Raw genomic sequence first — 21,434 nt, forward strand, 5'->3', positions numbered from 1 at the left:
AACGGCCATGCTGCTTCCTGCAGCTTCGCCCTTTATTGCTAAGCCTCTCGGCTTACCAAGTGCCCTGCCTGCCCTCCGGCAGAGGAGATCTTACCTTGTTTTTGGTAAGTGGGCTTCTCCTGTAACGTCTCCTTAATCGCCTTCATGGCTCCAGTAATATTTTGAAGCGCTGAATTAACTAAGGACTCATTATATCCATTGAACTCTTTAATTCTTCGCATGAGCAAATCAAGAACCGCGTGCATGTTGCGAAGCTTGTCACCATCAGGTCCGCCAATATGGACGGCCATTTCAAGCAATTTAGGCTGAGCGTCCGCCATACCCTCTTCTGCGGCCAGCTTCTCAGTCAGCAAAAGCCGCTGATCTTCGATGGCCTTTGCCTGAATCAACATCGATTCTTTTGCTTTATTGTTGTCATTTAAATCATCAAGATTTGCCGAAACCAAGATCTCTCGCTCTTTTCGTACGATGTTCAACAACTGTCGATAAACCTTAATCATCTGATCTAAGTTTTCAACTAATTCATTAAATGTTTTTTGGCTCTCTGGTTTCATTGCCATTTGCCCTTTTTATCAATCATTAAACTGAGAGTGTTCAGCAATCAGTCGGTCCGCCACAGCACCAGCATCTACTTTATAATCTCCTGAGTCGATTAACTTTTGCAGACGCGCCACTTTTTCGTGATCCACATCATTGGCCTGCATAGCGATTTCTTTTGCCTTATTAAACGCCCTTGCTTGTTCTGAGACGTTCACCTTAGAAGCGTCTTTTAAAGATTTTGGATCAAGGCTATCTGTAATTCCACCTTTATCACCCTTGCGTGTGGACTGCTCGGCCTTCTTGGCCTCAATGCCTGTCAAACTGCTTCCAATGTTGTTATTGACTTTCATACGCCCTCCAAAGGCATTTACACTTATTAAAATTGTATCATAACGAGACTCTTCTAACCAACCGAATACTCTCTGTCTCCCGCTCCTGCATGGCTTTAGACGTGTTAGTCGAGCCCCACATCTTTAAACCGTTATACTTTAGTCTAGCTTCCCCACTGGTTTCTTGTTCTTTATCGCTAAATATTTCTCATTAGCTATGGGGAGAGCGCCCTTCTGTTCATGAAATCCCTTGGCATTTTGAGCCTGTAAACGCTCTCTCAACTGATTGTAGATCATATCGCCAAGACCAATTCCACCTTTGTTGGCCCAAGATTCTACATAGCTGTCGTCGATTTTTTCTCTATAGATCTTTTCAGCCATTGTTGGCTCCATCAAGCCGCCGTTTTGGACCGTGCTTCGCATGGCTTTCACCATCTCGCGGAGAAAATGCTGTTCATACATCTGAGAGGCCTGACGCATTTTTGCATCCTGCTTTTGTTGACCCTGCTCGGTCTGTAACTCACGAGCGCGGTTCAGTGATATGGGTTGATGTATCTTGATAGAGTTGCTCAGTGTAAAATTCCTTTAAAAAATGAGGGAAGATGAGTCAGGAACCGTAGTGCATCCTGCACTGGGTAATATCGGTACGAACCATTCCTTGGTTAGCACTGAATGTTTTTCACCTGTTTCCTGCGAGAAACTGGAGTCTCTTGACCGTCCTTGGTAAACGTTCTCTAACTCACCCTTCCCCCCAGAAGCTGAGCACATCCATGTGCCGCAGCCTCATAAATTGTTAATCAAAGTATTTCTAACTCTCCTTGTAGAGCACCCGCTGCCTTAACGCTTTGAAGAATTGTTATTAGATCCTTCGGCGTCACACCTAACTGATTCATTGCCTTTACAATATCGCCCACACTCGCTGAGGCTTTTATCTCAACCACGCGTGGACCACCTTTTTTACTGTCTTCTTCACCTTCGACTTTTAATGAAAGGTCTCCGTGACTGATGGCCACATGGGACACACGCACTTCATGCCCCACAACCACCGTTCCGGTTTTCTCATTGACCACCACTTTTGCCCGTAAATCGGGAGAAACCTGCAGTGATTCAATCATGGCCAATAACTCCACACCTTTACCCTCAAATGAGGCCGGAGAGACGATATCTACAGTAGCCGCATCTAGGGCACTGGCGTATTTTCCTGCAAGCTCCATGTTGACTCTCTTGGCCACTCGAGCCGACGTGGTGAAGTCAGGATTATGTAAGGTTAGTCTAAACATTTTTCGACTTGAGAAATCTCCGCCCAAATCCCTTTCAATGATTGCACCTGAGGGCAATCGCGCCACCGTTTCATGCACGCCGGATTGACTGAAGCCCACTAACACAGCTCCCTGTGCCACCGCATAGGTCTGTTGGTCCGCCGCTCGTAGCGGAGACTGTACAAGAGTCCCGCCCTTTAGGCTTGTGGCATCACCCAAAGCACTCACAGTCACATCAATTCTGTTTCCGGCTCGGGCAAACGGCGGCAGTTCTGCCGTGATTAAAACGGCAGCCACGTTTTTACTGGCAGCTTCATCTCCGCCAATTTTCATTCCCAATTTGTCCAACATTCGCGAAATACTTTTGTTCGTGTACTCAAGTCCGCTGTCGCCAGTTCCGTTAAGTCCCACCACAATACCATAACCAACAAGCTGGTTGCTGCGAACGCCTCGAATGTTGGCGATGTCTTTCAGACGAGCCGCCTTTGCCGTCATTGCCATTCCCAAGATAATTACTATGAGCTGGGTAAATATAAAGGCCCTCATGATTCCGGCTCCTTCCCACGACTGCTCACGATATCAAAACGAGGATCAATTAGCTTTTTAGCACTGATACCTTCCTCAGAAAAATCCTCGGGCCGGACAATTCCGGTGACGATAGCGAGATACTCTTTCTTGCCAATTAAGAAAGGTTGACTTCCCTTGATGCGATAGTTTCCATCGACAAGTCGTTCAGTAATCCGGGCGGGCACAAACTTCACTTTGAACTCGGCATCTTTGTCCGCTGCCGCGCCACCCTCTTCTGGAGCGGGAGTGGGTTCAGGATCGGCCTGCGGTTGAGTGGCCACTTCTCCAGCCACTTGAGCTTTTCGCTGCGAAGCCAGCTGTCTTGCCACTGCGGCCCGCCGGGCCTCTAGTTTTTTAAGTAACTTATCAATAACTTGCATTTTTGACTCAAGCTGATCTTTGGGATCACCTTCGATCTTCACCGCAATTGGATCTCCCACCATGCGAATGATATTTTGAGAAAACAGATATGACCCTTGCCCTTCCATAATCCAAAGGGACCCGGCCTCGCTCGCCAATTGAGAGCCTTTTTCAAAATCTTCTTTTGTCATTCGCTGATATTTACGGCGAGGGGCTTGCACAAATGTTTGAACATCGGAGTATTTTGTTCCTAAGTTCGGTCTCGGCGCGACTTGCTGACCCTCAACGTCTTGAGCCTGGTCTTTACTTAAAAAAGCCTTCAACTTCTTACCAAAGCTCGCACACCCAGATAGTGAGCTAAGAAATATGAGTGCTAATATGAGATTTATCAATAGCTTCATTTGACCACAACCTCATTTGGTCCCAATACTTCTGCTAAAAATATTTTTTTAGATTGGGGATTTTTAATTCGAACCACTTCACCCACATAGGCATCCTGCTCGGCCACGCCCAAAATGGTCACTTGCCAATCTTTGCTCCCGGAGGTTACTTTTACCGTTTGACCTCGTCGCAAAGCTTTTGGCCGAACCAACGATCCGTGCCACAAGATATCACCTACCGCCACAGCTCGACGAAGTGCCATGCCAGCGAGCTGCCCCTCTGACTCAGGCGCCGAGTCCGTGGCCAAAGTGACATCTTTAAAATCAAAGCGCATGTCTTCTTTTTTCAGCTGATACCCTATTGGCATAGCCCGCACGGCCACCGGCACCTGTCTCTGAACCTCAAGCCGTCCGGTCACCCAAAAATATTGCTCATCCCCCGCGGTAGAGCCGATGGCCACTTGCACGCTGAATGTTGTTTTTGGTTTTCGAACGGGCTCAACTATCCGCCACTTCTGACCCATTCGTTCTTTTCCAACAATGGGAAGAGACACATTATGGATGATGTATCGGCAGCTTGCGCAATCCGCCTTCCATTTTTGGCTTAAAGACTCAGTGATGGCCTCTTTTGTGAGTTCGTAGCCTCGATTCTCCACAACAATCTTTGTTGGGATTTTCATTGGCATTGAAGCCCCTTTTGGCAGGCCCATGCGAATACTTCGCGCAATCTGGTCACTAGAAAATTGAACTTGCTCACCTTGTTTCGGCCCTTGGCCGATGACGATTTTCTCTAGTCTTTCGCGCTGCTGTTCAGAAATATTTCTGGTATCGCTAATATCTACCAATGTAATTGGTTTTACTTCCTGAACCTTGCTGTAGGCTCGCACCACTATGCCTGAGCTGGCCCAGCCCGTGTTGCTAACTAAAATAAGGACAAACAATAAAACACATCTCAATGGATTACCTCAAACCGTTTACGTATTGTAACATTTGGTCTGCCGCCTGAATGACCTTCGAATTTGTTTCGTAAGACCGTTGTGCAGAGATCATGTTCACCATTTCGTCAACAATATTCACATTACTGGTCTCAAGCTGCCCCTGCGCCAGACTTCCGTAGTTGGACTGTCCCGGCTGTCCCTGTTGCGGCAAGCCGCTCGAAGGTGTTGGCACAAACAAGTTTCCACCAATATTTTTTAATCCCGCAGGATTAATAAAATTTGCTAACTCGATCTGTCCAATGTTTATCGGAGTCGAGTCCACACCCAGAATAACCTGCACTAACCCGTTTGGGTTTATTTCTACAGCCGACGCATCGGGCGGTATTGTGATTTCTGGCTGTAAAAGATTTCCGTTTCGATCCACCAAGCGTCCATCTGGACCCCGTTTAAAAGCTCCATCGCGAGTGTATGCAATTTGTCCGTTGTTGGCTTCGATAGCAAAAAATCCGGGGCCTTGAATTTCAACGTCGAAGGGCGCTCTGGTCACATTACTTTGACCCTGTCCAAAATCTTTTTGAATGGCACCAAGTTTCACTCCGTGCCCCACCTGCACGCCTGTTGGTGAAATCGAGTTAGCTCCGGTTGAAGACCCTGGCTCTTTGAGAGTGTTGTACATCAAGTCTTCAAACTCGGCCCTGGCTTTTTTAAAGCCCGTGGTCGATACGTTGGCCAAGTTGTTGGCAATGGTGTCCATATTGGTTTGCTGCGCCTTCATTCCAGTTGCAGCTGTATTTAGAGACTTAAACATTTAGCTCTCCCAAACATTTTCTCCTAGTTCGCCTTCGGTACCACGTTCACTAGTTTTTCATTCATCGTATCAAATGCCTTTATGGCTTGCTGTGTGCTCTCAAACGCTCTTGTGGCCTGAATCAAAGAGGTCATCTCCTCAACAACGTTCACGTTGCTGGCCTCAACGAAGCCTTGATGTACCTTAGCCCCTTCAACCGCACGAGGTTCGACTTCAAAGTTGTTCTTCACTTTGTAAAGTCCTTGTCCTTCTTTTTGTAAAACGTCTCGTTTTTCAAAATCGACTACAGCCAGTCGCCCTGCTAGCTCCCCACCGGCATACACGTCTCCCGAATAAGAAATTGTGATCTGCCCTTGATTTGCAGTGATTGTTCGTTGCTCTGGTTCCACACCGGGCAGACTTTGCAACACCGGGAAACCCTGCTTCGACACAAGGATACCCTGATCGTTGACTTTAAATGACCCATCACGAGTCATTCGCACGCCATTTGGTGTGAGAACTTCTAAAAAACCATGCCCCTCTAACGCCACATCCAACGGATTTCCAGTTGGTCGCAAAATACCTTGTTCAAAATTGGTGTAGGTACCCGCAGAATCCACATAGCCACGATCCCCACCCTGCATATGATAAAAACTTTCAATAGAGGCAGGGATTTTTGGGACTTGAATAACATCTGTGCCTTTTTCATTTGCAGTGAGGTATTCATAAAAGACCTGATCGTCTTTTTTAAAGCCCGTGGTGCTGGTATTTGCGAGATTGTTGGCAATCGTGTCCAATCGCTGACTTTGCGCAATAGCTCCACTTAATGCCGTGTAAATCCCTTTGTTACTCATACCTCATCCCTGGGTAAAACCGCAGGCCCCATCATAGGTAGAGGCCCGCTAACTGTTTAAGCAGCAATGAATATGCCAGATTGATGTAGAGACGTTGGACTCGTCCAGGCGTAACCCGACAAAATGACAGAAAAATATCCCGCTTCAAATTATTCTTAAGTATGAGGCAGATCATGCCGTTGTAGTTTCAACATTTCGCAAATGGGTTCCCAAACAAAAGTCGAGGATAAAAAGCGTTGTGTGTCAGCAATATGACAGGTCCACAAATATAATGACGCCAAACTCGACGTAATCAGAAAATTAATGAATACTCAGTATCTGGGGCAAAAAACAAAACAAGGGTCAAAACTCGATGAAGATGACATTTTTTAAAAGGACCTTAAATCTGCAACTGGCGCTTTTTATGGTGATCAATGCAAGTGTCGGATTAGGGTCTCAATTGGCTTTGGCTGCGGTACCTAAAAATCCCACCACCCACCAACCATCAAAGCCGTTCAGCCCTGTGACAAATGCCAACCCCACAAACCCAGCTCGTAAACGGCCCATTTACCACTCAGTAGACCAACGCCCCTTCTTCGATTTGCCTATGACCTACAATAGTAAGGTAAAGAAGTGGATCTTGTATTTTCAAGGTGAAGGGCGACGGGGTTTTAAGGTTTGGCTCGAGCGCTCCCACCGATACATGCCTTCCATTCAAAAAACCTTACAGCGTCGTGGTCTGCCTCTGGATTTAGCCTATGTGGCCATGATCGAAAGCGGATTTCGCGCCAAAGCTGTGAGCCCCGCTTCAGCTGTGGGATATTGGCAGTTTATTGAAGCCACGGCCAATCGCTATGGCCTTCGCACTAACTGGTGGCTGGATGAACGAAGAGACTACCGAAAGAGCACGCACGCAGCTTCCCAATACCTCGGTGACCTCTATAAGATGTTCGACTCCTGGTATCTGGCCGTGGCCGCCTATAATATGGGTGAGGCTCGATTAAAGCGCTTGATTAAGCGCCATCAAACCAAAAATTTCTGGGCTCTGGCTAAACAAAAAGGCTTTCCTAGCGAAACGAGAGACTATATTCCTAAGCTCATTGCGGCCATTCTCATTGCAAAAGCACCAAAGCTCTATGGCTTTCGAAACATTCAACCGCGCGCGCCTTATGCCTATGAGTACTTTTATGTACCCGGTGGCACTGACCTAAAAATATTGGCCGACCACATCGGTGTGAACTACAAGAACCTGGCCCAACTAAACCCTGAGCTGATCAAAGGATTTATACCACCGATCACCAAGGGTCACAAAATCCGAATTCCCCGGGGCACCAATCGCAAGGTGGCCAGTTACATAAGAAAAACCCTGTAATATCAACCTATTTTAACTCAATATTCATGGTCCAAAAAACTTCAGAACAAATACACAAAGGCCTTCACAAAACCTCTGTTGCCCCTTAGAACTAGGGCCTATGAAACAGGTGATCGTGCGAAAATACGGGGGAGCCGGCCTTTCTCGCCCTGAACAAATCGTCGAAGTGGCTAAAGCCACGGCGGACCTTCGTAAACAGGGCCATTCCGTCGTACTTGTTGTAAGCGCGATGGGAAAAACCACCGATCAACTCGTTGATTTAGCTCACAGCGTATCGTCTGCCCCCAATCGCCGCGAGCTAGATATGTTATTGTCTACAGGCGAGAGAGTCAGCATGGCTCTAATGAGCATGGCCCTTCACGAACTGGGGTGCCCTGCTATCAGCTTCACAGGAAGTCAGGCCGGCGTATTTACCAATTCTTCCCATAGTGATGCGCATATTGTGGACATAAGACCCGTTCGTGTGGAGTCCGCCCTGCAGGAAGGCAAGGTGGTGGTGATTGCGGGGTTTCAAGGGGTTAATCCAGAGACCAAAGAAATCACAACTCTAGGGCGAGGGGGCTCTGACACTACGGCGGTAGCCCTAGCTGCTCACTTTCAATCCCCACGGTGTGAAATTATTAAGAATGTGCCTGGAATCTGTTCAGCTGATCCACGCTATGTAGTAAATCCTACAACTTATTTAAGCCTTCCCGCCCAGGTAGCCGCTGAGATGAGTTTTTGGGGGGCAAAGATATTGCATTATCGTTCGGTGGAATTGGCCCAGGCTTTGAAGGTTCCCCTTTTTGTGGGCAACATACACGATGAAAATGGTGGAACCCACCTCACACTAAATGCTGCTGGAGATGAAGATATGTACGAATCGGGTCGAATTTTGTCTGTGAATTCCCATTCTGTGGTGGAAACATTTGAAATTCAGTCGGACTCAATGAATTCAGCGCTCAATGAATGGTCAAACTTTCTCAACAAACATCAGCTTCCTCACCCGCAAATACTGGCCTCTGCGGCAGAGCCCTCAAAGGCCCGAGTTATGGTGACGGCACCACCTGAAACTTTATCGTCTATTCGAGAACTCGTAACCGGTGTAAAAAATATTTCATGTATCAACGAATCCCTCTGCTCGGTAACGGCCACTTGCTACGGATCTACGTCCTCACAACTATCCGATAAAATTGTACAACTTTTGGCAAATCATGAAATTGGCGTGAAAAAAATGACCTTAAGTTCGATGAGTATCAGTTGTTTTGTTCCGGTGGAACATCAAGAGCGAGCGGTGCAACTCATCCATAAGCTGATTGATAACTCTGAAAACGGAAACTAATCCTCGGAGATGTTTATGAACGTGTATATTTCGCTATTTGTTTCTGCATTGACGCTGATCTACTCCACCGGATCCTGGTCTGTCACCGACAGCGAATGCCGTCTACACCTCACTGAGGCCGAAGAAGTGCAGAGCTATCTCGCTGATTTTTCAAGAAACCTCGGCATCGTAACACCCCAACAACAGCTTGATCTCAGCCGCAAGAGAATTGCCATTGCCGGCGTGGGCGGAATCGGTGGTGAAGCCCTAGAAACTTTGAGTGAGATGGGTGTGGGTGGTTTTGTGCTCGCAGACCCTGACCATTTTGAGCGACATAACAAAAATAAACAATCAGCGGCTAACGACAAAACCATCGGCCGCCTCAAAGTGGATGTGGGAGAAGAAGACGTCAAGGCTCGCAATGCTTTTACCAAAGTTAAAACCATGCCCGAAGGCATTAATGCCAATAACATCGACGAGTTCTTATCTGATGTAGACCTGGTCGTCGATGGTATGGACGTGTTTAACATGGCCACTCGCCGGCTTGTATTTAACCGGGCCATGGAGCTGGGCATACCTGTGGTTACAGTGGGTCCCTTGGGCCGAACGGTGGCGGGACTGTCTTTTAAACCCGGCGGAATGACCTATGATGACTACTTCGATGTCAATGATCAAACTCCCGAACAAGAACACCTTATTCATTTTTTAGTGGGTTTGGCCCCAAAGTATTTACACAAGGGACAAATTATCAAAGACTACGTCGACTACCATCGACAACAGGCGCCGGCTTATGCGACTGCAACTAAAGTCGCCGCTGGCCACATTGGCGAGATGGTCTCTGCTATTCTGCTGAACACCCACGAAGTGCTGCCTGCGCCGTGGTCTTTTCAATATGACATTACGTCTCAAAGAGTAAGAAGAGTCCGCTTGCTCTTTGGAAACCGAGGTCCCCTACAGAGAGTTCGCCTGGCACTGGCCAAACGCGAGTGGCGCGCCTTTATTGAGTCAAAAGAACCAGAAGTGAGATGAATTCATCTCACTCAAGCCGCAAAGCCACAACCAATTTAAAACCTTTGTACTCGCCACGACAAATGGCACTATGTTGACACTATCAAAATAGTGTGATATAAAAAAGCATGGCTCGATGGGACTTTGTTGATTGGCTATTGTATTGGATATTGGAAACCTCCTATTTTGAATTTGAGTGGGACAGCGGAAATCGATCAAAAAATAAGACCAAGCATAACATATCCATTGATGAAGTTGAGTCCGTATTTCGCTCAGGACTGGCTCTTCCACTAGGCATTCAAATATCACCCGTGGTTAGCGAACAACGGCTGGGACTGGTCGGCCCGACTTTGAACGGGAAAATTTTGCAAGTCGCATTTACCATGCGAGAAGGAAGGGTTCGAGTCATTAGCGCTCGTCCCGCTCACAAAAAAGAAAGGAATCAATATGAAGAAATCCTACGCAAAATCCAAAAAGGAGTATGATGAATCCTTTCAGTTGGATGCTGATAAAATTTTAGCCGCGATGAAGCGTTTTAAGAATTCAAAAAAGAAGCCAACTAGCGTGGCCCTTGATGAAACTACAATTCTAGAGCTAAAAAAAATCGCTGAAAAACAAGGCCTCCCCTATCAAGTATTAATTCGAGTTTTCATTTTAGATGGCCTGGAGCGCTTTAAAAAGGCCGGCTAGAAACACATGCCGCCCCATCAGTCAGCTTGATTTAGGCAATGAGTTTTAGGTGGTTTGGCGGCGCAGGGATCTGCGCACCGTTGATATCTAAATGTTGAATGAATTGATCCCATTCCTTACTGGCGCGGATGACCTGTAGACCATAGCTGCCTGACCGATCTTGCCAGACCACCTTGGCTGTCATCGTGCTTATGGAAAACTCAGATACGACCACTTTTAATTGATAAACTCGTCCCTCTTCAAGTGCCCCGCTGGACTTAACCAATAGCCCACCAGAGGATACATCAAACACATCCATGCGAAGAGCCTCATCTGCGAAGGGCAGGTTGGCTTGAGCGATACATCGAACCGCAAATCTTCTTCGATAGATTTGCGTTTCTAATACATTAAACTCTTCGGCAATCTGTCGAAGCTCAGGCACTGCATCTATAAAAGAAGGATGTCCATAATGCGAAAGAAGGAGGCGCTTTTGAATCCAAGATAAATTTTGAAAGAGCTTTGTTTTTTTCACAAATAGATTTTTCAAAATTTCAGGCGTGATCACGCTATCAAAGATGCGACTGTCCCAGCGTCGAGGTAGCCTGATATTGTCAAAACTCACTCCCCCCATCTCTGGAGTGACCATAAATTTATAGAGATTTTTTGAAGCCTCTTCATCTGCATATTTGGCGGCATACCGCATGGGCGCCAATCGCAGGTCAAGGACCTTCGCCACAGCTTTAGCTCCATTGGCAAACCCGTAGTTTTCAACCACCTTATCTGAGAGAGGCGTAAACAAAATAAGAGCTTCGAATAAATCGCTGTGAAAAGGGTTTGTTGCCATTACAATTTGATCAATTGCGAAATAGTGGCGACAATAAATCCACAAAAACTTGAGCAGCGGAAACAGCACCAACCCCTTACTCATCTGAAAGTCTTTTCTGACCGCGAGAGAACTGATTTCAGCCACCACAGAACCCGTCTCTCGAAGGGGGCGAATATCAAAATCTGTTTCCAAAGGTAACCCGTCGGGATTGTCGCGAATGATCGACACAGTGGCCACAACTTCACCTCTGTATAAACCAACAAGCGTCGTGGTGTTGGGTAACATATGGTAGAACGTCACCCGCATTTGGCTTTTATCTGGCTGCATAAAGCCCATGTCTACATAAGTATCATGAAGAAGGCGAAAGGCACCCTCGAGCTCTTCTTCCGTTTCAGCTATTTTAAACACAAGATCTTCTGGCAGATCATAGTTGAGATTCAGTTGTGATCGAATCAGGTTGTGCCTTGTATTTTTCGGCAACTTGTGGAGTGCAAAATTGCGGGCCTTCTTCAATATACGCTTAGCTGACTTTTTCATCTTCACTCCGACCGTTGATTGCCATGTCGATTGAAAAAGCCGACGGCTTCGCATTCATCTGAGATCTAAACTGCTTTGAAAATCTCGCCATATCTCCAAAGCCCACCTCGTGGCTGACCTCGGTCACGGTAGAGCCAGACTCTAACAGTAACCGCATGGCCTCAAAAACCCGTAGCTTATTTCTGTAGCTCACGGGCGTTAACCCAAAAGCCCTTCTGAAGGTTCGGGCTAAAAAGGAATGAGACACTTCTAAGAGATTGGCCACATCCAACACTGTGACCTCATGATCACTGAATGTGTCATCAATCATCGTTTTTGCCTTTCGCGCCACAGAAGAGACTTGCTCTTCTTTGTTGATGGCAAAGGCCTCACTTGCGTGGCGGACCAATTCATATATGGAATTGGCCGACGGGGGCAAAGTATCACCTCGAAGAGGAAAAGCGATGGCCTGCTCCGGTAAATCTAATGGCAGTGGCAAAGTGGACAAGTAACCCTTCCAGCACAAAAACCCTGGCTCCAGTTCCCAGTCGATAATGCTAAACGGCGGAATAAATGTAGCCCACCAGCCGCTTTTTCTAATGATCGATCCTCGCCGATGCACGGCAAGGGCATTGGGCTGTACATTGGCAATACCCAACGACCATGTGTTAGCAAATACATCTATTTCTCGACTCGGTTTCTTGCGAAGATGTTCTCTTTCAAAAAATAACAATCCTGGCTCTATCACACTAAAGTCAGACGTATAGCTATTGGCTGTAACTCGAGATTTCTCTGTCACCACTTATCCCCCTCAAGACTTAAGGTTAGCTTTGCTTGCAAAAAAGGACATGTCATTTTTTGACCTAGACCTAGAAAATATCGAAAATAATTTTTGCCCGTCACGCATATAGACAGTTTGCTCAATATTAGCAGTTGAAAAGGTTTTTAGTTTCTCAAAAGTGTCAATCACCTAGACAAGTTCAGTGGAGACCTTAAGAAAAAATCCGCAGGATCGAAACCCCGCGTCAGCGAAAAAATGAGTTCAAAAAACGCCAAAGGCAAACCAGACCTTGGTCCGAAACATTAAACATGAATGCAAAACGATTTATTAGGAAGTCCGCCTTGGCTTTGTTGGCAAGGTCTCCCAAACAGCTGCGACATCGCCTTTACCGGGAGCTGCTGCAACTGCCACCCTCCCCGCCAGAGGGTTTAACTATTAAATTTGCTGAAACAGCAGATGAATACGAGTCAGCATTTAAGCTTCTTCAAGTCAGTTACGCTGACCTTGGCCTCTCCCAAATGGACCTAGAAATAAGAACTACGAAGTATCATCTGCTTCCCACCACACAGGTGGTGATTGCAACCCTCAAGGGCCAGGTGGTTGCCACCTTGACCCACATCATCGATAGCGCATTGGGTTTGCCCATTGAAGACTACACGTCTATTCAACAGCTCCGGGAGTGTGGAGAAATCATTTCTGAGATCTCGTCTCTTGCCGTAGACAGAGATTGGCGGCACAACCACGGCCTTTTTATGTATTTAACGCGGTTTACTTTAGATCATGCCATACAAAATCTCGGCATTGACTCATGGGTTATAGTCACTCATCCGAACGCTCGGGATTTTTACGAAGGATTGCTTTGTTTTGAGCCCCTATCAGAAGAGGTTTTTTCTTGCGACCACGTTAAGGGAGCAGCCGGCTTTTCCCAACGTCTGGATCTTGGCAAATTAAAAGAAAACTTTCATAAAATCTATGCTGGCAAACCAAAAAGCAAAAACATTTTAGACTTTTATTTTAACGAGAATTTTGACTCTGTTTTTAAAAAACCAGATGTGAGTATCATACCGTTTTCGATTATGGAGTCTCAGCTTTTTGAAAACTTATTTCAAAAAAAATCCAACACCGCCAATGTGCTCTCATTGGGTGAACGACAGGTTCTTGAGAACTCCTATCCAACTTCAATGATAAACACACAGAGAACTTTGCAGGAGGCATCAGACACTCATCGGAGAATAGAGAAATATCGAAGCCCAGTATTTTTGCCCGCCATGCTGTCTATTGGGGACCAAATTCTTCCGGTTCGTGTGATCAATGTTTCACAAAAAGGGGCACGAGTGGTCAGCAAACATCCGCTTGGGCCATTTGAAAAGGGTCTACTTGTACTTACCCACCCCGACAGAGGCCGTTTCAGTGTTTCCGTCAGTGGAATTTGGCTACGCGGTCAGTACGAAATGGGGCTTAGAATAACTAGCTCCTATGAATGGGAGCACTGGTCTGAGCAAATCGCCAAAAGCGTAGCCCGCCATCAGAATAAGTCCCGCTCCGCATCGTAGGTTAGGAACTTCGAGTATCTCATTGCACCAATCTAATCCCCCGGATATGCTTTTTTTCGGGGGGATGGATGTCTAGCGAAACTTCACTGACTGTGAAAGCTGAAAACTACGTTTCAAAGTTTTCTTTTCTTGATTCATCACTCATTCGGTTTGACCGCATTCACCGTTTTCCTTCGAGCATCACGGAGATCGACGTTTTACCTGGACTGTGGAGTATCGCCATAGGAAGCCCTGACCCTGGGCAACTCTCTGTTTCTACCGAAGATGGCCCGTTTGCGATTGTGGGCCCCCATATGGTGTTTATCCCACCCTTCAGCATTATAAATTGGGACGTATCGCCGGGACTTTTCGAGTTTACAGCCCTAATTGGACTTTCCGATTTGCCCAGCGATGTTCCGAAGGTGCCTTTCATTGCCATCCATGAGACCGGCCTGATTCCTGAGAGCACCGAAGAGGCTATTCAATTGGTTCGATCAAAATCTGAAAGAATTTTTATTCGCCAACAGCAATCAGTTTCTGTGGTGGCTCAGAAAATGAAAATTTTTATAGATGAAAATTACCACAAGCGCTTGTCCATTGCTGAAATTGCTAAAAAGTTGGGGTACTCCCATTCGTTTTTATCGCGAACTTTTAAAGCTAGCTATGGATTATCTATTAATGAGTATCGCACAAAGCTGCGATTGTTTGATGCCCAGTTTTTGTTGTTAAGCAAATCCCCGCAAGTAGCTAGTGCAGGCTTTGCCTCCGGCTTTTCGGATCAAGGGCGGTTTCACAAACAGTTTCGGCGTTTGTTTCACGCCCGACCTTCGCAATTCCGCCCCGAGAAGTAGATTTATTTTTTATACCAATTTTTGTAACTACCTAGATTACTTACTTGCGTGAAGCCGGCCTTCTCTAAAATCTTCTTTGCGCTTCCAGAGCGAGCTCCCGAACGGCAATAAACCACTATGGGATGATCCATTTTACCTTTTGTTAACTTTTTGACTTCGTCAATTTTGTTCGCCAACTCAGACACTTCAATCCGCTGGGCCTTGGGCAAATGCTCTTGGTTGTATTCAGCTTGCGTTCGTACATCTAAAAGCAGTGCTCCTTTGTCGTTCACCAACTCATGGGCCAGCTTGGTGTCGTAATCAGGCAACTTCCCCGACTTTTGATTGGCAAAGGCCATACCCGTAAATGCCAAAGATGCTAATAGGAATTTCACTAGTTTTTTCATGACTCACCTCGTTGTTTGTCGCGACTATGGTCCAGTATTACTACCCCAAATTTCTTTAGACCACAAGACTAGACCTATGTACCCGTCAAAGCGTTTGCCATACTCGACTAAAAGTGAGGAAATAATTTGAATTTGTTAAGGGGTGCGCTTCTTACCGACTTAAGTTCATGGAAGGCTAAGTCGATTTTTAGGGGTTAGTTAGGGGGCCCTTAAACACCGGCAGGCTTGTAAATAGAGTTTGGCTCGGTGAGGCTCGTAGCTCTTAACTACTAGGGTTAAACTTAAGGGGAATAATATGACACGGAAGTTATTTATTGTTGCCGCTCTTTGGCTGTTTTCCACACAGACCTTCGGCGGTGAATATATCATAAAAAACAAAACCAATAGCCAACTTAACTTTTCAGCCTATCAAAGCCTTACAGTGACTGATAGCTATCCCGAAGCCCGCTTAACTCGGGTGAAGATTTCTTCAAAAGAGGCGACCCCCCACATTATCGCCAATCTTTTAAAAAACCCCAATGTCGAATATGTGGTTGAAAATTTTCAACTGCAAGCTTTTCGGGCCCCGGTATCACCCGCCAAGCTTAAAGAACAGTGGGCGATCACTAAAATCAATGCTGAGAAAGCTTGGCGCTTGGCCGGCAACAAAGGCAATCGTCAAATCACGGTGGCAGTCATTGATACGGGTGTTGACTACAACCATGAGTCTCTCAGTAACAATGCCGTAGATGGTTACGATTTTCGTAATAATGATGCTGATCCTATGGACGAAACTAGCGGTCAAAACCCCGGACACGGCACTCACTGTGCGGGCATCATCGGCGCCAACGGAGTGGTTGATGGCGGAATCATCGGCATAAGCCCAACGGTATCAATTATGCCTCTTCGGTTTTTAGGTGCTGATGGCAGCGGTGATCTTATGGCAGGAATTCGTGCCATTGACTTCGCTATCGAAAAGAAAGCCCAAGTGATTTCTGCAAGCTGGGGCGCTGCTGTACCGGCCTCTCAAGCCCAACCACTCATCGAGGCTGTTCAACGGGCTAGCGATGCTGGCGTTATTTTTGTGGCTGCTGCGGCCAACGATGGTAAAAACAATGACCGCGTCAGTATGTATCCTGCAAATGCGCAGTTTGCTAATACAATTGCTGTGGCCGCCAGTGGCCCAAGCGATGAAAGACCCAACTGGTCTAACTATGGTCGCGCCAATGTGTCCATTGCAGCTCCAGGCTTAAACATCATGAGCACGCTGCCTAGCAATCGCTATGGAAACTTGTCGGGCACCTCAATGGCGACACCCTTGGTTTCAGGCTTAGTGGCACTTCTGCTTGCTCAAGATCCCAGCCTCACGGGTGCTGATGTCCGCGCCCTGATGCAACAAACGGGCGCTAAGGTCAGCATTGAAACGGCATGCGATTGCCGTATCGACGCCGGCCAAGCTATGGAAACTTTGACCACAGGTAAACCATTTATGGTACCCACGGCGCAGACTTTCGCTCCTAATGCCACAACGGATTTTCACGTGAAAAATGGGGATGGCTTTACTTTCTCTAGCTCGAACCCAGAGATTGCAGATATCAGCGAGAGCGGAGCTTTCACTGCGAAAAAAGACGGCGACGTCACAATCACGGCCACCAACAGTGCTGGACAAAAACTTCAGTCGATCGGTATTCGTGTAGCCACGGCTTCTTCGGGCGGCGGTGACGACGGTGGCGGACTGCCAGGACTTCCTACTGATTGCCCCATTGATGATCCACAGATGTGTGAAATTCTTTGCGGAATTATGCCGGAAGCACCTTTCTGCCAAAAATAATCTTCATGATCAGTTAAACAAAAAAAAGCCTGACAGAGATGTCAGGCTTTTTTTATTTTCTTAACCAATTATCTTTTAATGCTTTTTTGTTTTTTTCGTTGCTATCTTCTCAAGGGCCTCTTTTGCTTCTTCACTATCAGCCTCAACTCGAACGGGCTCTGCCTTTTTCGAACCAACTCCTCGAGTTTCAAAAATTTTAGTTCGTAGCTCTTCAGTCATCTCTGGATGCTCTTTCAAAAATTGCTTAGCGTTGTCACGCCCTTGACCTATACGCTCGCCATCTTTGCTGTACCAAGCACCTGACTTTTCAATCAGATCATCTTTCACTGCAAGATCGAGAACATCACCCTCTAACGAAATACCCTCTCCATACATAAGATCAAATTCAACCTTAGCAAAGGGAGGTGCCATTTTGTTTTTAACCACTTTCACTGCCGTGCGGTTGCCGATGATATCTTCTCCCCTTTTAATAGCGCCAATTCGTCGCACATCAAGACGAACACTGGAATAGAATTTAAGTGCATTTCCGCCAGTTGTTGTTTCAGGGTTACCAAACATCACGCCGATCTTCATACGAATCTGGTTAATAAAGATCACTAAGCAGTTGCTGCGATTAATGGCACCTGTGAGTTTACGCAAGGCTTGAGACATCAAGCGAGCTTGTAATCCCATATGGCTATCGCCCATATCACCTTCAATTTCTGCTCTTGGCGTCAATGCGGCCACAGAGTCTACCACCAACACATCAATGGCCCCTGAGCGAACAAGAGTTTCAACAATTTCTAAGGCCTGCTCACCCGTGTCCGGCTGAGAGACCAACATGTCTTCAATGTTTACACCTAATTTGCGTGCGTAGCTCACATCCAGGGCATGTTCAGCGTCTACGAACGCCACTGTGCCACCTTTTTTTTGAGCCTGTGCAATTGTGGATAACGCCAATGTGGTTTTTCCTGAACTCTCCGGTCCATAAATTTCCACAATTCGCCCCTTGGGAAGACCACCTATCCCCAAGGCCAAATCTAAACTCAATGCACCGGTACTGATGACTGGTACATTATCATAGAGGCTTTCGCCACCTCCGAGCTTCATGATTGAGCCTTTGCCAAACTGCTTTTCAATAGCAGCGACAGCCAACTCTAAGGCTTTTCCTTTTTCACTTGCTGATTGCGTATTAGTTGATGCGGCCATTACTTTTTCTCCTTTATTGTTACACCTGATGAATCTGTGTCCATAAATACTCGAGAGCAAACTCAGCCGAGGCCTTTTGAATAAATTCTCGACCGTTGTTCTCAAACTGTTGGCGACAAAAGACTTCAATTCCGGGGCCAACCACGGCAAAGCACACAGTGCCCACCGGCTTGTCCGGCTGTCCGCCACCTGGTCCCGCAATTCCGGTAATACTGACGGCCCAATCGCTGCCAAACTGCTTGCGAACTCCCCGCGCCATGTACTTAGCCACCGGTTCGCTCACAGCTCCAATTACATTTAGCAGATGCTCTGGAACCCCCAATAATTCAGCCTTTGCGCTGTTTGCGTATGAGATCACAGATCCTTTGAAAAAGCTAGAAACACCCGCTTGCCGAGTGATCACTGTTGACACCAAGCCCCCTGTACAACTCTCAGCCAGAGCCAGGGATTGATGGCGTTTCTCTAGCGCCGCGGCAATTTTTAAAACCAAAGGAGAAATATCGTTGCTCATATTTTAAGCACCTCACTGTAGGGTCAATTGATAGCCCAGCCAGTTGGTTTTGGTAAACACTATTTGCAGAAGAATATTTGTAATCAATCCGGCGGCCACATCATCCACAACCACGCCCAAGCCGCCTTTTACTTTTTTATCGAGAATACCAATGGGAAAGGGCTTTAAAATATCAAAAAAACGGAACAGCAAAAACGCAGCCAAGAATGATTGCCAGGTCATTGGCAACCAAGTCATGGCGATAAAGTAACCCACAACCTCATCGATAACCACGTGCTTGCTGTCGTGAACGCCCATTTCGACCTCATACAGGTCGGCCACAAAGATGGCTGACAGCGTTAAAATAAAGGTCACAATCATGTACCCCAAAGAACCCACCTGAACGGCCATCCACACAAAGGGCAATGCCCCGAGCGTACCGACAGTTCCTGGCGCCTTCGAAATGCGCCCCAGGTAAAACCATGTAGCTACGAATTCTATCAGTGCTTTTTTCGTCATAGTTTTACTACACTAAAGGCCGGGTTATGATCCGTCACATTTTTTCTTGTTGAGGCTGAAATGGACCGCCATAATATCAAAAGCAGCGCGTAATTGTGCAAAGGGGGATATGTGCACAAAACTCTTTTTTTCGTAGCCGGAAAAGTGGCCTTGGTGCTCACCCTTTTTGGATCCGTCGCCCATGCGGGAAATATTTATTTTGAACCGGGAATTGGCGGTGGCACAGGCAGTCTCGATGTCACCAACACTTCGACAGAGAGCCTGGGTACCACCTCACCATCACTCCACCTGAAAATGGGATCATTCACAGAATATGTGTACATCTTGGCTGATGCGAAACTTTCTTATTTAACATTGAGCAAAGATTCCATTGATCCCACCTGGCTCAACTCCGTGGGCCTGGCTCTGGCCTTTGACTGGAATATTCCAGTGCGAATTTCACTAGGCGTTGATCTTTATAATTCAGCAACAGTCACGTCGGGATCTGCATCAGCGAAGCTCAGCGGACTTGGTTCTCGAATCGGACTCGCCTATTACTTAAGTCCAAAACTGATTGTGAATGTGGAGTCTCACACGGCAGACCTCACGGGGGTTGGCTCGCTAACTAGCAAATACAGCACCTTCACTGTGTCGATCGGTTTCCCCATGGCAGTCGACTATCCCGAAGAATCGTGGCGCATCCGCCAAGGCTCCAAGCTACGATAAGGTTCCAGGTCCTAAACCTGGTCACATGGTGTCATGGGAGCGACGGCCGCGGGTGGGTGGTGGAGCCAACATCACGATGTGCATGGCGTATCCGGGTTGCGGCACGAAAGTGACGCAATCCGAAGACGACATGCGGCCACTCGTGCCATTGGCTCCACCACCCACCCGCGGCCGTCGCTCCCATGACACCATGTGACCAGGTTTAGGACCTGGAACCTTAAGGGAGTTCCCTCATCTGCCGATACAGGTTTTATGGATACTTCGACCACCGCCTCCTACAGCCTTGATGAGATGTTGAAAATTGCTATGCAAAAGGGAGCTAGTGATGTGCACCTCAAAGCCGGCACTATTCCGATTATGCGCAAACATGGTCATCTACGCCCCCTGTCTTCAAAATTTCTGCCCATCTCAGGCGAGGCCCTCGAAAAAATCGCCTTTTCACTTATGGACGAGGGCCAAAAAGAACAGTTTATCCGAGATAAAGACCTCGACATAGCCTATGGAATTTCTGGCCTGGGACGTTTTCGAATCAATGTATTAAAACAACGTGGCAGCATCCGAATGGTGATTCGTGCCATTCCTGATAAGGTGACCTCCATACAAGACTTAAACCTTCCTCCCATTGTTGAGAAAATTGCAAACCTTGAACGCGGCCTTATCTTGCTCACCGGCGCTACCGGGTCAGGAAAAACATCCACTCTGGCTGCTGTTATTGACCACATCAATCGCACGAAAAGTAAACACATAATCATGATTGAAGACCCCACTGAGTTTTTAATCCGCGACCGTCGAAGTATCATCACCCAACGAGAATTGGGAATGGATACCAATAGTTTTTCTAAATCTCTACGAGCGGCACTGAGACAAGATCCTGATGTTATTCTCATTGGTGAAATGCGTGATCGAGAAACCATTGAAATTGCCCTTTTGGCAGCAGAGACGGGGCACCTTGTGCTGTCGTCGCTTCATACCCTCGATGCACAAGAGACTGTGAATCGAATACTTGCGGCCTTTGAGCCCCACCAACAGTTGCAAGTGCGCATGCAGCTTGCCAATGTATTGAAAGCGGTTGTCAGTCAGCGGCTGGGTCGCAAGAAAGATAAAACCGGCTTTATCCCCGTTGTGGAGATACTACTTAATAATCCCCGCATTCAAGAACTCATCGGTGATCCCGCTCGAACAAAAGAAATTCAAAACGTCATTGAAGAAAGCGCCAGCTGGGGAATGCAAACTTTCGACAAACACCTGCTTGAACTTGTTGCCAAAAATATCATCGACTATGAAGAGGCTTTAAGTCTCTCTTCTAATCCTGAAAACTTTGCGATTCGCTACCAGGGCGTGGGCCGCGGCGAAGCCACTCAGGCCTGGGAAAACACGGATTTTCGTCACCGTGTGCAAAAAAACTGGCAGAACCTCACTGAATTGGAGTTGGAAGAGCTGACACAGTTTGATAAAAGGAGAGAGAAAAAGAAAAAGAACGGATAGACC

The 21,434-nt window shown here is 46.9% G+C and carries 24 protein-coding genes; 10 read left to right on the top strand and 14 right to left on the bottom strand.

Translation table 11 applies throughout. The annotated features are described in order from the left end of the window. Window positions 1-38 precede the first annotated feature (38 nt). The 8 genes from H6626_09665 to flgF form a co-directional block, all read right to left on the bottom strand. Window positions 39-560: a flagellar protein FlgN gene (locus H6626_09665; GenBank protein USN46481.1), complete on the bottom strand. Its 522-nt coding sequence runs from the start codon at window positions 558-560 to the stop codon at window positions 39-41. 12 nt (window positions 561-572) lie between these two features. After that, window positions 573-890: a flagellar biosynthesis anti-sigma factor FlgM gene (gene flgM, locus H6626_09670; protein USN46482.1), complete on the bottom strand. Its 318-nt coding sequence runs from the start codon at window positions 888-890 to the stop codon at window positions 573-575. Between the two features lie 138 nt (window positions 891-1,028). After that, window positions 1,029-1,349 (bottom strand): rod-binding protein, encoded by a 321-nt coding sequence (locus tag H6626_09675; GenBank protein ID USN46483.1) that lies wholly within the window; start codon window positions 1,347-1,349, stop codon window positions 1,029-1,031. A 317-nt stretch (window positions 1,350-1,666) separates the two neighbouring features. Further along, window positions 1,667-2,674, bottom strand: a complete 1,008-nt coding sequence (locus tag H6626_09680; GenBank protein USN46484.1) for a flagellar basal body P-ring protein FlgI — start codon at window positions 2,672-2,674, stop codon at window positions 1,667-1,669. Then, a complete protein-coding gene (locus H6626_09685; protein ID USN46485.1) occupies window positions 2,671-3,456 on the bottom strand; it encodes a flagellar basal body L-ring protein FlgH in 786 nt (261 codons plus the stop codon). The genes H6626_09680 and H6626_09685 overlap by 4 nt, the downstream gene beginning before the upstream one ends. Beyond that, window positions 3,453-4,391, bottom strand: a complete 939-nt coding sequence (gene flgA / locus H6626_09690) for a flagellar basal body P-ring formation protein FlgA (protein ID USN46486.1) — start codon at window positions 4,389-4,391, stop codon at window positions 3,453-3,455. Before flgA ends, H6626_09685 begins: the two co-directional genes overlap by 4 nt. Before the next feature lie 4 nt (window positions 4,392-4,395). Next, window positions 4,396-5,181: a flagellar basal-body rod protein FlgG gene (gene flgG, locus H6626_09695; protein USN46487.1), complete on the bottom strand. Its 786-nt coding sequence runs from the start codon at window positions 5,179-5,181 to the stop codon at window positions 4,396-4,398. A 23-nt stretch (window positions 5,182-5,204) separates the two neighbouring features. Beyond that, entirely contained in the window at window positions 5,205-6,014 is an 810-nt protein-coding gene (flgF, locus tag H6626_09700; GenBank protein USN46488.1) for a flagellar basal-body rod protein FlgF, read from the bottom strand. Window positions 6,015-6,366: 352 nt separating this feature from the next. Between flgF and H6626_09705 the strand changes: the two genes are divergently transcribed. The 5 genes from H6626_09705 to H6626_09725 all read left to right on the top strand — a co-directional run bounded on the left by H6626_09705 (window position 6,367) and on the right by H6626_09725 (window position 10,363). Next, window positions 6,367-7,365 carry a lytic transglycosylase domain-containing protein gene (locus H6626_09705; protein ID USN46489.1) on the top strand — a complete coding sequence of 333 codons (999 nt, stop codon included), beginning with the start codon at window positions 6,367-6,369 and terminating at the stop codon, window positions 7,363-7,365. Between the two features lie 100 nt (window positions 7,366-7,465). Beyond that, entirely contained in the window at window positions 7,466-8,686 is a 1,221-nt protein-coding gene (locus tag H6626_09710; GenBank protein ID USN46490.1) for an aspartate kinase, read from the top strand. Window positions 8,687-8,701: 15 nt separating this feature from the next. After that, window positions 8,702-9,694, top strand: coding sequence for a ThiF family adenylyltransferase (locus tag H6626_09715; protein ID USN46491.1), 993 nt, complete (start codon window positions 8,702-8,704; stop codon window positions 9,692-9,694). 107 nt (window positions 9,695-9,801) lie between these two features. Then, window positions 9,802-10,158, top strand: a complete 357-nt coding sequence (locus H6626_09720) for a BrnT family toxin (protein ID USN46492.1) — start codon at window positions 9,802-9,804, stop codon at window positions 10,156-10,158. Further along, window positions 10,121-10,363 carry a hypothetical protein gene (locus H6626_09725; protein USN46493.1) on the top strand — a complete coding sequence of 81 codons (243 nt, stop codon included), beginning with the start codon at window positions 10,121-10,123 and terminating at the stop codon, window positions 10,361-10,363. Before H6626_09720 ends, H6626_09725 begins: the two co-directional genes overlap by 38 nt. A gap of 31 nt (window positions 10,364-10,394) precedes the next feature. Here H6626_09725 and H6626_09730 read toward each other — a convergent pair whose 3' ends face one another. After that, a complete protein-coding gene (locus H6626_09730; protein ID USN46494.1) occupies window positions 10,395-11,705 on the bottom strand; it encodes a PilZ domain-containing protein in 1,311 nt (436 codons plus the stop codon). After that, a complete protein-coding gene (locus H6626_09735; protein ID USN46495.1) occupies window positions 11,689-12,483 on the bottom strand; it encodes a helix-turn-helix transcriptional regulator in 795 nt (264 codons plus the stop codon). The genes H6626_09730 and H6626_09735 overlap by 17 nt, the downstream gene beginning before the upstream one ends. A gap of 323 nt (window positions 12,484-12,806) precedes the next feature. Here H6626_09735 and H6626_09740 point away from each other — a divergent pair, with 323 nt between their 5' ends. Further along, window positions 12,807-14,018 carry a hypothetical protein gene (locus H6626_09740; protein USN46496.1) on the top strand — a complete coding sequence of 404 codons (1,212 nt, stop codon included), beginning with the start codon at window positions 12,807-12,809 and terminating at the stop codon, window positions 14,016-14,018. A gap of 68 nt (window positions 14,019-14,086) precedes the next feature. Beyond that, window positions 14,087-14,848: a helix-turn-helix transcriptional regulator gene (locus tag H6626_09745; protein ID USN46497.1), complete on the top strand. Its 762-nt coding sequence runs from the start codon at window positions 14,087-14,089 to the stop codon at window positions 14,846-14,848. A gap of 2 nt (window positions 14,849-14,850) precedes the next feature. On the opposite strand, the gene H6626_09750 is transcribed toward H6626_09745, so the two are convergent. Beyond that, on the bottom strand, window positions 14,851-15,234 hold the full coding sequence (locus H6626_09750) for a rhodanese-like domain-containing protein (GenBank protein USN46498.1): 384 nt from the start codon (window positions 15,232-15,234) through the stop codon (window positions 14,851-14,853). A 295-nt stretch (window positions 15,235-15,529) separates the two neighbouring features. Between H6626_09750 and H6626_09755 the strand changes: the two genes are divergently transcribed. Then, complete coding sequence (locus H6626_09755) at window positions 15,530-17,044, top strand: S8 family serine peptidase (GenBank protein USN46499.1); 1,515 nt, start codon at window positions 15,530-15,532, stop codon at window positions 17,042-17,044. 75 nt (window positions 17,045-17,119) lie between these two features. Here the strand turns inward: H6626_09755 and recA are convergent, their stop codons facing one another. Genes recA through H6626_09770 form a run of 3 tightly spaced genes read right to left on the bottom strand, consistent with a single transcriptional unit; the run spans window position 17,120 to window position 19,241 of the window. Beyond that, window positions 17,120-18,232 carry a recombinase RecA gene (gene recA / locus H6626_09760; protein USN46500.1) on the bottom strand — a complete coding sequence of 371 codons (1,113 nt, stop codon included), beginning with the start codon at window positions 18,230-18,232 and terminating at the stop codon, window positions 17,120-17,122. A 19-nt stretch (window positions 18,233-18,251) separates the two neighbouring features. Further along, on the bottom strand, window positions 18,252-18,743 hold the full coding sequence (locus tag H6626_09765; protein ID USN46501.1) for a CinA family protein: 492 nt from the start codon (window positions 18,741-18,743) through the stop codon (window positions 18,252-18,254). Window positions 18,744-18,755: 12 nt separating this feature from the next. After that, complete coding sequence (locus H6626_09770; GenBank protein USN46502.1) at window positions 18,756-19,241, bottom strand: phosphatidylglycerophosphatase A; 486 nt, start codon at window positions 19,239-19,241, stop codon at window positions 18,756-18,758. Window positions 19,242-19,352: 111 nt separating this feature from the next. Between H6626_09770 and H6626_09775 the strand changes: the two genes are divergently transcribed. After that, window positions 19,353-19,946, top strand: a complete 594-nt coding sequence (locus H6626_09775; GenBank protein ID USN46503.1) for a hypothetical protein — start codon at window positions 19,353-19,355, stop codon at window positions 19,944-19,946. Window positions 19,947-20,198: 252 nt separating this feature from the next. Further along, the gene (locus H6626_09780; protein USN48995.1) at window positions 20,199-21,431 is read left to right on the top strand and encodes a PilT/PilU family type 4a pilus ATPase; all 1,233 of its coding nucleotides are present in this window, start codon (window positions 20,199-20,201) and stop codon (window positions 21,429-21,431) included. Window positions 21,432-21,434 lie beyond the last annotated feature (3 nt).

The organism is Pseudobdellovibrionaceae bacterium (assembly GCA_023898385.1).
In the GTDB taxonomy this organism is placed as follows: Bacteria; Bdellovibrionota; Bdellovibrionia; order Bdellovibrionales; family UBA1609.

What these genes read in the sequence shown, in the direction of transcription:
- H6626_09665 (USN46481.1), bottom strand. Translation starts at nt 560, where the DNA reads ATGGCAATGAAACCAGAGAGCCAAAAAACATTTAATGAATTAGTTGAA.
- flgM (USN46482.1), bottom strand. Translation starts at nt 890, where the DNA reads ATGAAAGTCAATAACAACATTGGAAGCAGTTTGACAGGCATTGAGGCC.
- H6626_09675 (USN46483.1), bottom strand. Translation starts at nt 1,349, where the DNA reads ATGCGTCAGGCCTCTCAGATGTATGAACAGCATTTTCTCCGCGAGATG.
- H6626_09680 (USN46484.1), bottom strand. Translation starts at nt 2,674, where the DNA reads ATGAGGGCCTTTATATTTACCCAGCTCATAGTAATTATCTTGGGAATG.
- H6626_09685 (USN46485.1), bottom strand. Translation starts at nt 3,456, where the DNA reads ATGAAGCTATTGATAAATCTCATATTAGCACTCATATTTCTTAGCTCA.
- flgG (USN46487.1), bottom strand. Translation starts at nt 5,181, where the DNA reads ATGTTTAAGTCTCTAAATACAGCTGCAACTGGAATGAAGGCGCAGCAA.
- flgF (USN46488.1), bottom strand. Translation starts at nt 6,014, where the DNA reads ATGAGTAACAAAGGGATTTACACGGCATTAAGTGGAGCTATTGCGCAA.
- H6626_09705 (USN46489.1), top strand. Translation starts at nt 6,367, where the DNA reads ATGAAGATGACATTTTTTAAAAGGACCTTAAATCTGCAACTGGCGCTT.
- H6626_09710 (USN46490.1), top strand. Translation starts at nt 7,466, where the DNA reads ATGAAACAGGTGATCGTGCGAAAATACGGGGGAGCCGGCCTTTCTCGC.
- H6626_09715 (USN46491.1), top strand. Translation starts at nt 8,702, where the DNA reads ATGAACGTGTATATTTCGCTATTTGTTTCTGCATTGACGCTGATCTAC.
- H6626_09720 (USN46492.1), top strand. Translation starts at nt 9,802, where the DNA reads ATGGCTCGATGGGACTTTGTTGATTGGCTATTGTATTGGATATTGGAA.
- H6626_09725 (USN46493.1), top strand. Translation starts at nt 10,121, where the DNA reads ATGAAGAAATCCTACGCAAAATCCAAAAAGGAGTATGATGAATCCTTT.
- H6626_09730 (USN46494.1), bottom strand. Translation starts at nt 11,705, where the DNA reads ATGAAAAAGTCAGCTAAGCGTATATTGAAGAAGGCCCGCAATTTTGCA.
- H6626_09745 (USN46497.1), top strand. Translation starts at nt 14,087, where the DNA reads ATGTCTAGCGAAACTTCACTGACTGTGAAAGCTGAAAACTACGTTTCA.
- H6626_09750 (USN46498.1), bottom strand. Translation starts at nt 15,234, where the DNA reads ATGAAAAAACTAGTGAAATTCCTATTAGCATCTTTGGCATTTACGGGT.
- H6626_09755 (USN46499.1), top strand. Translation starts at nt 15,530, where the DNA reads ATGACACGGAAGTTATTTATTGTTGCCGCTCTTTGGCTGTTTTCCACA.
- recA (USN46500.1), bottom strand. Translation starts at nt 18,232, where the DNA reads ATGGCCGCATCAACTAATACGCAATCAGCAAGTGAAAAAGGAAAAGCC.
- H6626_09765 (USN46501.1), bottom strand. Translation starts at nt 18,743, where the DNA reads ATGAGCAACGATATTTCTCCTTTGGTTTTAAAAATTGCCGCGGCGCTA.
- H6626_09770 (USN46502.1), bottom strand. Translation starts at nt 19,241, where the DNA reads ATGACGAAAAAAGCACTGATAGAATTCGTAGCTACATGGTTTTACCTG.
- H6626_09780 (USN48995.1), top strand. Translation starts at nt 20,199, where the DNA reads ATGGATACTTCGACCACCGCCTCCTACAGCCTTGATGAGATGTTGAAA.